This window comes from Aureimonas sp. AU12, assembly GCF_001463705.1.
GTDB lineage: Bacteria > Pseudomonadota > Alphaproteobacteria > Rhizobiales > Rhizobiaceae > Aureimonas.
The window spans coordinates 85,186-94,285 of the sequence record NZ_BBWH01000005.1; the positions used below are offsets into that span (position 1 = coordinate 85,186).

Genomic DNA, 9,100 nt, shown 5'->3' on the forward strand with positions numbered 1-9,100 from the left:
CCCGCTACTCCGTCATGCCGTCGTTGAAGTCCTTGCCGATCGCCGAGCGCATGACCTCGACGGGCTTCTCGTGGCGTTGAAGTTGCTCCAACACCTGGTCGAACTGGCCGAGCGCGGTGCGGCTCTTCCAGTCGTTGTCGGCCGCGACGAACACGGCTGATATGCAAGGGAGAAAGACCGGCGCCGCGCCCATGTGCATCAGCGAGCCGGCGGCCCAGACGCGGGCCTCGGGGATCCCGATCGCCAGCGTGATCCCGTCCTCGACGCCTTCGCAGAGGATCAGCGGATGCGGCTCGCGCGCGACCTCGTGGACGCAGGCTTCCGGTCCCTTCGAGATCGCGATCACGCTGCCGAGACTGTCCCCGAACATCAGCTTGGGCTTCTCGACGGGCGCCTTCGTCGGCTGCGCCGGGTCGAGGAACGTGCAGTGAACCGCCGTCACCTGCCCCGTCGCCGAACGGAAGCCGGATACGATCGCCGGGAATTTCGGGCCGGGCGCCACTTTCTGCCGGCGGCCGCCGCGCGTTTCCCATTGCGCACCGCTCCACCATTCCAGCGAGGGCGAGACGCGAAACGTCGTTGGGTCGAGCCGGCGCACCTGGTCGAGCGGGATCCCCCGGCCGTCCGCGAGATACCGCCGCGCCACGGCCGAGGCCGCGCTCTCTTCGAGGATCGAGGTCGCCCCGTCCCACAGCCGTTGCACGGCCTTCCGACGGTCGAGCGCCTTTTCGCGGGCCGCCTGCTCGGCCGAAACGCGGCGCTCCTCGTTCCGCTTGGTGAAGTCGGCACGCTGGCCGGCAGTCATCGAGCGCAGTCCGAGGAACTCGCGCGCCCATTCCATCGCGCCCTTGAAGTCGGTCGCCTGGCAGTAGGCCACGAGGCCGATCACGTCGCCCTTGTCGCCCGATCGCCAGTCGATCCACGCGCCGGGATCCCGATCGAGCGGAACCTTGAGCGTCGGATCCTTCGGATGCGTCGCCACGTCTCCCGTCACCGGGTTGTGCGCCACCCAAAACCGGCCCTCGCGGCGGCCATCGGGCAACAGCCGGCGGCACAGATCCTCGATCCGATCCTTCAGCGCCGTCTTGATCTCGTCCCGATCGCCGCGCGCCATGTCAGTGGGCCTCGATGTCGGCGACGACCGTCACACCAGCGTTTGCCCGGCGCTCCCGCTCGACGATGTAAGCCCGCGCAGCCTCTTCCGTCGCGAAGGGAAGGTCATAGACGCAGTCGTGATAGGAGCCGGTCATGCGAAGCCAGCGCGGCCCCCGCAGGAACGCGAAGAGCCCGGCCTTGCCGAACCACTCGACATAGAATTTGCCGTCGGCGTCGTCTCTCACGATCCGGTAGCGCATCAGCTCGCCACCCCATCATCGAGGACGGCGTCCACCAGGTCGTCGGCAACAACCTTCTCGACGATCGCCTGAATGAGCTGTTGCGTGCTCATTCCACGCGCCGTCGCATGCCGGCGAACAAGCACCCGCTGGTGATACGGGAACAGCTCGTTGATCTCGTTCATCAACTGGACGGACATTCCAGACCGTGCGGCCGTGACGGTCGGCGCTGCCTGTCGCGGCGGCGCCTCACGCTTCTTGTCCGAGTATCCCTTCCACAGGAGGCTTGCGACGATCGTCTGGCGGACCCCGATCCGCGCCGCGATCTGCGCATTCGACAGCCCTTTCGCGCGCAAGGCGCGGCAGGCGTCGGAGCGCGACGCATAGCCGAGCGTTGGCTTGGAGGCCGGCATCAGTTCACCCCCGCGCATTCGGTGAACCAGGGCGCGCCATCCTCCACGTCGAACCGCAACGCCACGTCGTTGGACCAATGGCGAGCCTCGACGAGATGCACGCCCGCCGACAGCCCTCTCTCGCGCACGAGTTCCCCAAGCGTATCCGCCAGCACATCATGCTCGCCGGGCACCCACCACTGCGTCGCATCCGACGGCGCCACCCCATCCAGCGTGAAGGAGCCGTCGGCGTCGACCGTCACCGTGAACTCGCCACGCGTTTCGCTGTAGCTCCAGATCACCACATCGCCCGGCTCGAGCGGCATGGCTTGGGTCTCCGTCGCCGAAGGATCCGTCTCCCCAGCGTCGCGGAAGTCGTCGTCCACGAGGAACCACCGCCCCTCGCCGTCGCAGATCACGGCATGCGCCGGGTCTTCGACCTGGACCGGGCACACCTCATCGAGCCAATCGCCTGGGCACCACCAGCGTTTCGCCATCACCCCTCTCCTCTTAACATGCGCTCGAGCACGTCCATCGTGCGGTCGAGCTCGGGATCCTCGTGGCGCGCGTCCTCGACGGCGCCCATCGCGAGGCTGATCGCCGCCGGCGTCAGGCCGAGCGCGCGGGCAAGCTCGCTTTGCGGCAGATCGAGGCCCTGATTGACGAGCGCGATCGCGCGCTGGCGCAGCCGGGCGGCCGCCAGCCAGGCCGGATCGGCGGTGGCGCGGCGGCTCGGCGCATGGCGCAGCACTTCCGACGGCTCGACACCCTCGCGCTGGCAGATCAACGCCAGCGCGGCGTTGAACAGCGAGCCGACGAGCCGGGTCATGTCGTCTTGCGCGCCCTGAACGCGGCCGAGCCGGGCGAGAGCCGTGCGCAGCTTGCCGAGGGTCGAAGCGCGGGGCGTCCCGCGATCGCCGATAACGAGCCGGTCATAGTGACGAAGCGACATGCCGGCGGCCGATGCGAGCTGCTCGCGCGAGATCCCCGCCGCCAGCCGCTTCGCCTCGATCGCAAAGAGCGGAGACTGCGCGTTCACTCGGCGGCATCCTTCACCGCGCGCTGATAGATCCCGGCCGCCGTCGTGTCCGGCCTAAGGCCGCCGCCGAGCGGGAGCCAACCGATGACGCGACCCATGCCAGGCGCGCGGCAATCGATGATGCAGTCTTGCGACCAGTTCCAACCGACGAAGATCCATTCGTCCTGTTCGTCATGGTCGAAATGGTTGAAGCCGACCGTCCACGACTGCATGTCGTCCGTCATCGGCGACCAGCTATCGCAACCCTCGAAGTCGATCAGCAGCCGTACCATCGTCCCGTCACGCGGCGCTGTCTCCAACGATAGACCATGCGCAGGTGTCTCGACGGGAAGGACGGGGCGAGCGGTAAGCGGGTCCTCGCCATTCATGAATTGCGTGTCGGTGATGTCGTGAAGGGCCGCATCGGCGCGCAGCGCATCGCGAACCCGCCGCAAGAATGAAGGCTTGGCGGCCGCCGCCAACCGCTCATGGTAGGCTTCGGTTGTCTCGTCTTTGCCGCGTGTCATGGTCAGTGCTTCCCCTTCGTTGCGAGGTGCGCGCGCACGAGCGCGACAGTGAGCGGCCGATTGCCGGGGCCGGTGTCGAGGAGGGCTTTGCCGGCCTCGTATTCGACGAAGATCAAAGTGACGCCGCCGGCGCCGGCTCGGCGCCACTCGGCATTCGCGACCTCGACGAGCTCGGCCATGAAGGCTTTCGGGTTGGCGTGTTCCGCCCGCATCCCGTCCGCGATGCAGATCCGTGAGGCAGTTGGCGCGTTCCCCATCAGGCGACGCCGGCGCAAAGCGCGATCAGCAGCGCGGCCCCTGCGACGCCGAGAACGAGGCCCATCACGGCCATCAGCCGGCAGGGGCCGGCCATGGTAATGCCGCACGCCCCGCTCATGATGAGCGAGACGGCAATGCCGAGTACGATCGACGCGCCGAGGGGCGAGAGAACCACGATCACGACGGCTCGAACTCCGCCGCCGGCACCGGATCCCGGTCGGTGTTGACGGTGACCACGAAGGACGGATCTCCGACATCGCGCGGCACCATCTCGAAGCGGAACGGCGCGAGATCCGTGACCGGCCGCCCGGTGAATGCCGCGACACCGCGCAGGGCGAGCACGGCCATTTCGTCGGCGGTGAAGGTGAAGACGCGCATCAGGCGGGCATCTCCGCCAGGACGACGACCGGCCAACCACGCTTGCGGGCGCATCGGATCGCCCAACGCAATTCAGCTGCCGGACTGTCGATCGACGCGAGAATGACGAAACGACCGCCAGCGATCTCGGACAGCGGGACCAATCCGGCCGTGTGGCTAAAGGGGACGTATTCGTCCGCCTCCAAGGTCTCACCTTTATGGACAAACGAAACGCTCATGCCGGCACCCGCAGCGCCAGCGCGCTCGCCTGGTCGCGCAGCACCGCCCGCCGGTAGGCGTCGAGCGTAATGTCCCGCATCGCCAGGCGCAGCGCATGCTTGGTCATGGCGTCGCCGACATCGCGGCGCACGGCAAGCTCGGCAGCGTGGCGCCGGGCCACGTGGTCGGCGATCGATTCCATCACTTACCCCCTTGGCGGTGACGGCCGGTCGAGCGTGCGATCGCTCTCCAGCTCTTGAAGAAAAGATTCCTGACGAGCGCGGCGATGCGTCTCGAATGGGCGAGGAGCCAGCTCCTGACGGATCGCCAGAGTGTCGGCATGAAGGGTCTCCCGGTGGGCGTCGGCGGCCGCAGCGGAGCGGTCCAGCGCCTCGCAGGCGAGCCGGAGAAGGCGGGCGTACTTGCCCGAAAGGTCGGTCATCTCGTGCGCGCGCTTGTGCAGGCGCAGGAGGTAGCTTTCGGGAACGCCGGTTTGCTTGGCGACGCGGTAGCGCACGGCGCTATCGCGATCGCCGAGGCCGCGATGGTTCGCCTTGTGCAGGCGGGCCGCGTCGCGCTTGGCTTCGGCCACGGCGGGTTCGAGGGAAGGATCGAGGCACAGGCTCATCGGGCCGCCTGCGACAGGCTTTGGGCCACGCGCGGCCGCTTTTCGGTCGGACATGCAGAAGTCTCCGCGTCAGATTGGGACACGGCAGACGGAGGCGCAGCGGACACCTTGGCGGGATCGACCGATGCACTTTCGAAAGTGAAGAGATCAGGACGAAGAGCGGAGCGAGGGATGCCGGTAAGACGCTCGAGATCGGCGACCCGCTCCGCTGGAACCCGACGATCTTCCCATCGCAAGACAGTCGTCTTGTGGACACCAGCGCGCCTCGCAAGCACGTCGAGCGTGATACCGTGGAGGCTGCGATATTCGCGAAGGGGGGAGACGCCTGTTTCCATGACGATGCATGTTGCGCAACTAGCAACTATCGTCAAGGCGATTTCACGCGCAACTCGATAACGACGTGATTCGTACAGGCTGGGAAGATGCTCGCATGAGCGACATCACCCGCATCCACAAAGGCAAACAGCCTCGCAGACCGCACCACCTCGCGGACTGGGCGGAGGCGCGCGGACTATCGCAAGCGGACATCGCCCGCGAGCTGGACGCCGACAAAAGCGTTGTATCCCGCTGGTTCAGCGGGACAACACCAGGTGAGGACTACCAAGAGCGGTTGGCCGCTCTGTTTCATTGTTCGCGGGAAGCACTCTTCCGCCACCCGGACGACGATTGGCTTGCAAGGTTCTTCCAGGACCGCGGGCGAGACGAAATCGAGCGCATCAAGAAAACTTTGGAGGCAGCGTTTCCCCGTAAGGTTGCCTGATTGCCACCTAAACGTACGCAACCGCGACCGAATGGTCCGATCGTGTTGAGTTGCAAGTTGCGCATATTGCACTTGACCGAAGTTGCAAGTTGCGCAACTTATCTCCTGTCCCAACAGGAGAGCGCGCATGCCTATCGAGTACTCGAACCACCAGAAGCCCGGCCCGCTGGAAATGCCGGATGCTTTGCGCCGGACGTTGAAGCGTCTGGCAGAGAACACCTATCGGCGCGGGCCGCGTCGTTGGGAGACGCCGTCGGCTCCCGGCATCTCGCACCACACCGTCACCGAACTGGCGGTTCGCAACATGGTGAAGGTCCGGCACGGTCGCGGCCGTGATCGCCTTGACCTGACGGATCTCGGCAAGGAGATCGTCGACCGTCTAGTCGCTCGACAGAATGGCGGTGCGTCGTGAGTGCCGCCGCACTTAACAAAAGTCATGACATTGTCGCTGGCGACGCACTTAAGAAAAGTCATGACATTCGCCCGGCCCTCACCATGCCGATCGGCGAAGTCGCATCCGCGATGGGCCTCACAGAGCGGTCGCTGATGCGCAAGCACAAGCGACTGTCGGTCACCAACGCCTTCCCGCCGCCTTTGCCGGGCGGTGTCTGGATGTGGTCCCGGGCCGCCTTCGAGGCATGGGTCCGCGCCAATGGCGTCCAATCGGTCGAGCTCGATCGCGACGAGCCGACGACCCTTGCCGGCAATGATCGCACCCTGGCGCTGGTCACCGAGCAGAACGCCAGCCTACGCGCGCGGTACAGCCGGTGAGCCCGGTGGCGGAGGAACTGGCGGCGAGCGGCGATCGCATCGCGGCCCTCCTCGACGATCTCGACGAGGAGACGCGGCGCTGGCGCCGGATTGAGGCCGAGCTCGACGAGGCGCTGATCGAGGAATGGAGGACCAAGCAGTGAAGAAACCGGGCGCCCCGAAGATCCCCAACGTGGCTTGGCGCGAGGGGCGCCCGCGCTTCATGCCCGGCGAGCCGCTTCGCCTCCTCGGCTACAAGGGCGAGGATCTCAAGCACGAGGACGGGTCGTGGTTCACCGCCGGCGAGGCGCTGGACTGGTCGGCCACCCGCGCGGCCGAGATCGCCACCAGGCGCGCCGCCCTCCTGAAGGAAGCCAACCGCAAGCGGCCGAAGGGCTCGAAGCCCATCCGCCATGCGCCCGCCGTCTACACGCTCGCCAACCTCTTCGAGGACTGGAAGCGGTCGCCCCGCTGGGTCGGCGGCGAGGCCGTCGGCAAGCGCCAGATCAAGCAGCTCTCGCAGCACACCCGCGACAACTACCGCTGGAAGATGAGCGCGATCGAGACGCACGACCACGAGCTCTATCACGCGGCCGTCGACGCCCTCGATGCCACGATCATCTTCGGCCTCTACGAAGAGCTATGGGCCGAGCGCGGCCTTGCCACCGCCCGCGCCTGCGTCGCCACCATCTCGAGCGCGATATCGTGGGGCATGAAGCGCGGCAAGGTGAAGCTCGCGACGAACCCGGCGCAGTCTCTCGGCATGCAGATGCCCGACCTCGTCGTGCGCTTCGGCGAGCGCGAGGAGATCGCCGCGCTGATCGCCGCGGCCGACCTCATGGACCGCCCCGAGATCGGCGACATGGTCACGCTCGGCGTCTGGACCGGCCAGCGCCAGGGCGATCGCCTCGCCATGGTCGAGCACTCGGCTGAGCTCGTGCGCGGCCGTCGCATGCTGCGCCAGTCGAAGACGGGCGCGATCGTCGCCGTGCTCGAATCGCCCGAGCTGCGCGAGCGCATTCAGATGGCGCGCGCCCGCCGCCGTCGCGCCGCGATCGAGGATCCGCATATCGTGCTCGACGAGCGCCAGTGGCGGCCGTGGCTGGATGACCACTACCGGCACACCTACGCCAAGGTGCGCGCCCTCGCCGTCGCCGGTCTCAAGGTCGGCGAGAGCGTCGACGAGGCGTTGAAGCGCAAGGCGGCCCCGAAGGACCGCAAGGGCGTGGAGATCCTCTGGAAGCTGGCGCCCTGCCCGTCGCTGGCGACGCTGCACGATCGCCACTTCCGCGCCACCGCCGTCGTCTGGATGGCGCTCGGCGGCGCCACGGTGCCCGAGATCATCAGCGTCACCGGCCACACGCCGGCATCGGCGACGACGATCCTGCGCCACTACCTCGCGCGCCATCCCGAGATGGCCGACGCGGCGATCGGCAAGATGATCGCGTGGTTCGACAGCGGCGAGCAGACGGGCGCGAAGCTTTGACGCGAAGCGCCGTGAGAGGTCACGAGGCGTAAGAGGTTGCGATCGAGCGAACCTCTTACCCACGCGAAGACATGACGATAAGCCGTTGCGCCAGCATCGGAAACCGCAAGCAACCCGACAACATTACCGCGCAATTCGTAATGACGGGGTCAGGTGTTCGAGTCACCTAAGCGGCACCATTTTTCCAAGCCTATCAGCCAAGTTTTCGCGCCCCCCTGACGGGCGTATGAGATCCGTTGCCTCTCGTCGTCTCGACTGGCTTCCATCTCCTCAACCACCTAACCCGCGGTTATAACCCACGTGCGTATGAATAACTTCAGATTGCGTTTCTGAAGATTTGATGAAAGATGCTGTCGGCGAGTCGGGGTGAACGGATGGCGATCAGCGATCACGCAAAGCGTTGGATGATGATGTGCGTCGGCCTGGTGCTGTTCGCGATCTACGGCTCTCCGCACGTTCACCGGCTTCAAACTCCGGTGCAGGTGGAGAACGGCCGGCAGATGCAGGGCCTCGTCATGCGCCGACGCAACCCGAACGGCACATGGGCCTTTCGCGACCTGACGCCCGACGAGCTCGAGGAAGCGCACGAACGGATGATCTGGTAGACCGGTCGAAGCGCGGTCCGCATGTGCAGGATGGGCCGCTGGGCGGTCGATCACCCTGCCCGCCTTACACGAGCAGGACAAACGTCCTCGCACACCTCGCGCGAAGACCTCTGCTGACGAACCCGCGGTGGGTGTATCGGCAGCGATCAGGCCCGCAGGGCGGCGGTTGCCGTCTCGTCGATCGCCCAGCAGCCGGGATCGTCGCTTCTCTCCTTTAACGCCACACGGCACACCTCGCAGGCCGCCTTTCGCGTCAGCCAGCCGCGACTGACGGAACGCAGCACGAGCGCCGTGTCATGCTTCGCGGGGCAGCCGTACCAGCCGCCGCAGCCGCAAACGGTGACGCTGATCCGCTCGCCTTGCCATCGCGGCTCGACATCCTGGTGATGGAGAACGGTCGGATCGAGGTTGCCGGCGCCAACGGCTACGGTTTCGCGATCGCCGAGGTCGTCGCACGGGCGCAGGCCGATCTCGGCCCCACCGGCGGAACGGGCGCCTTCACCAGAACCGGCGTGCCGGCCATGGCGGGATGCTGCACCGGGCATTTCATCGATGCGATCGATATCCCCATTTTCGCCGTCCACGACTGCGAGGTGGCGGTCGATCCCGACACCGGCCATGTCGAGATCCTCGATTACACCGTCGTGCAGGATGTCGGCCGAGCGCTCAATCCGAGCGCCGTTCATGGCCAGATCCAGGGCGGCGTCGCGCAGGGCCTCGGCTACGCCCTGCGCGAGGAGGTGACGATCGACGAGGTTGGGCGGAC

Annotated in this window: 20 protein-coding genes; 7 read left to right on the forward strand and 13 right to left on the reverse strand. The window is 66.6% G+C overall.

From position 1 onward, the window contains the following. Window positions 1-4: 4 nt before the first annotated feature. The 13 genes from AUL33_RS03080 to AUL33_RS21480 all read right to left on the reverse strand — a co-directional run bounded on the left by AUL33_RS03080 (window position 5) and on the right by AUL33_RS21480 (window position 5,068). Window positions 5-1,114, reverse strand: a complete 1,110-nt coding sequence (locus AUL33_RS03080; protein ID WP_062203515.1) for a toprim domain-containing protein — start codon at window positions 1,112-1,114, stop codon at window positions 5-7. Window position 1,115: 1 nt separating this feature from the next. Next, window positions 1,116-1,355 (reverse strand): hypothetical protein, encoded by a 240-nt coding sequence (locus tag AUL33_RS03085; RefSeq protein WP_062203517.1) that lies wholly within the window; start codon window positions 1,353-1,355, stop codon window positions 1,116-1,118. Beyond that, on the reverse strand, window positions 1,355-1,747 hold the full coding sequence (locus tag AUL33_RS03090; RefSeq protein ID WP_156419255.1) for a hypothetical protein: 393 nt from the start codon (window positions 1,745-1,747) through the stop codon (window positions 1,355-1,357). Before AUL33_RS03090 ends, AUL33_RS03085 begins: the two co-directional genes overlap by 1 nt. Then, window positions 1,747-2,223 (reverse strand): hypothetical protein, encoded by a 477-nt coding sequence (locus AUL33_RS03095; RefSeq protein WP_062203522.1) that lies wholly within the window; start codon window positions 2,221-2,223, stop codon window positions 1,747-1,749. Before AUL33_RS03095 ends, AUL33_RS03090 begins: the two co-directional genes overlap by 1 nt. After that, window positions 2,223-2,765, reverse strand: coding sequence for a helix-turn-helix domain-containing protein (locus AUL33_RS03100; RefSeq protein WP_062203524.1), 543 nt, complete (start codon window positions 2,763-2,765; stop codon window positions 2,223-2,225). The genes AUL33_RS03095 and AUL33_RS03100 overlap by 1 nt, the downstream gene beginning before the upstream one ends. Next, window positions 2,762-3,226, reverse strand: a complete 465-nt coding sequence (locus AUL33_RS03105; RefSeq protein WP_156419256.1) for a hypothetical protein — start codon at window positions 3,224-3,226, stop codon at window positions 2,762-2,764. The genes AUL33_RS03100 and AUL33_RS03105 overlap by 4 nt, the downstream gene beginning before the upstream one ends. Before the next feature lie 47 nt (window positions 3,227-3,273). Beyond that, a complete protein-coding gene (locus AUL33_RS21995; RefSeq protein ID WP_156419257.1) occupies window positions 3,274-3,450 on the reverse strand; it encodes a hypothetical protein in 177 nt (58 codons plus the stop codon). A 77-nt stretch (window positions 3,451-3,527) separates the two neighbouring features. After that, a complete protein-coding gene (locus AUL33_RS03110; RefSeq protein ID WP_062203528.1) occupies window positions 3,528-3,710 on the reverse strand; it encodes a hypothetical protein in 183 nt (60 codons plus the stop codon). Beyond that, window positions 3,707-3,907 (reverse strand): hypothetical protein, encoded by a 201-nt coding sequence (locus AUL33_RS03115; RefSeq protein ID WP_062203530.1) that lies wholly within the window; start codon window positions 3,905-3,907, stop codon window positions 3,707-3,709. The genes AUL33_RS03110 and AUL33_RS03115 overlap by 4 nt, the downstream gene beginning before the upstream one ends. After that, window positions 3,907-4,125 carry a hypothetical protein gene (locus AUL33_RS03120; protein ID WP_062203532.1) on the reverse strand — a complete coding sequence of 73 codons (219 nt, stop codon included), beginning with the start codon at window positions 4,123-4,125 and terminating at the stop codon, window positions 3,907-3,909. The genes AUL33_RS03115 and AUL33_RS03120 overlap by 1 nt, the downstream gene beginning before the upstream one ends. After that, window positions 4,122-4,307: a hypothetical protein gene (locus AUL33_RS03125; RefSeq protein ID WP_062203535.1), complete on the reverse strand. Its 186-nt coding sequence runs from the start codon at window positions 4,305-4,307 to the stop codon at window positions 4,122-4,124. The genes AUL33_RS03120 and AUL33_RS03125 overlap by 4 nt, the downstream gene beginning before the upstream one ends. Before the next feature lie 3 nt (window positions 4,308-4,310). After that, entirely contained in the window at window positions 4,311-4,733 is a 423-nt protein-coding gene (locus AUL33_RS03130; RefSeq protein ID WP_156419258.1) for a hypothetical protein, read from the reverse strand. Next, window positions 4,730-5,068, reverse strand: coding sequence for a YdaS family helix-turn-helix protein (locus tag AUL33_RS21480; protein WP_082652277.1), 339 nt, complete (start codon window positions 5,066-5,068; stop codon window positions 4,730-4,732). Before AUL33_RS21480 ends, AUL33_RS03130 begins: the two co-directional genes overlap by 4 nt. 95 nt (window positions 5,069-5,163) lie before the next feature. Between AUL33_RS21480 and AUL33_RS03135 the strand changes: the two genes are divergently transcribed. From AUL33_RS03135 to AUL33_RS03160, 7 genes are all read left to right on the forward strand, one after another. Continuing rightward, complete coding sequence (locus AUL33_RS03135) at window positions 5,164-5,493, forward strand: helix-turn-helix transcriptional regulator (RefSeq protein WP_062203540.1); 330 nt, start codon at window positions 5,164-5,166, stop codon at window positions 5,491-5,493. A 127-nt stretch (window positions 5,494-5,620) separates the two neighbouring features. Next, complete coding sequence (locus AUL33_RS03140; protein WP_062203543.1) at window positions 5,621-5,905, forward strand: hypothetical protein; 285 nt, start codon at window positions 5,621-5,623, stop codon at window positions 5,903-5,905. Beyond that, window positions 5,902-6,264, forward strand: coding sequence for a hypothetical protein (locus AUL33_RS03145; protein ID WP_156419259.1), 363 nt, complete (start codon window positions 5,902-5,904; stop codon window positions 6,262-6,264). Before AUL33_RS03140 ends, AUL33_RS03145 begins: the two co-directional genes overlap by 4 nt. Then, a complete protein-coding gene (locus AUL33_RS22000) occupies window positions 6,261-6,407 on the forward strand; it encodes a hypothetical protein (RefSeq protein WP_156419260.1) in 147 nt (48 codons plus the stop codon). The genes AUL33_RS03145 and AUL33_RS22000 overlap by 4 nt, the downstream gene beginning before the upstream one ends. Further along, the gene (locus AUL33_RS03150) at window positions 6,404-7,729 is read left to right on the forward strand and encodes a hypothetical protein (protein ID WP_062203546.1); all 1,326 of its coding nucleotides are present in this window, start codon (window positions 6,404-6,406) and stop codon (window positions 7,727-7,729) included. The genes AUL33_RS22000 and AUL33_RS03150 overlap by 4 nt, the downstream gene beginning before the upstream one ends. 374 nt (window positions 7,730-8,103) lie before the next feature. Further along, window positions 8,104-8,334 carry a hypothetical protein gene (locus AUL33_RS03155; RefSeq protein ID WP_062203548.1) on the forward strand — a complete coding sequence of 77 codons (231 nt, stop codon included), beginning with the start codon at window positions 8,104-8,106 and terminating at the stop codon, window positions 8,332-8,334. Between the two features lie 359 nt (window positions 8,335-8,693). Beyond that, window positions 8,694-9,100, forward strand: a 407-nt coding sequence (locus tag AUL33_RS03160; protein ID WP_374754400.1) for a molybdopterin cofactor-binding domain-containing protein, incomplete at its 3' end; no start/stop codon positions are given.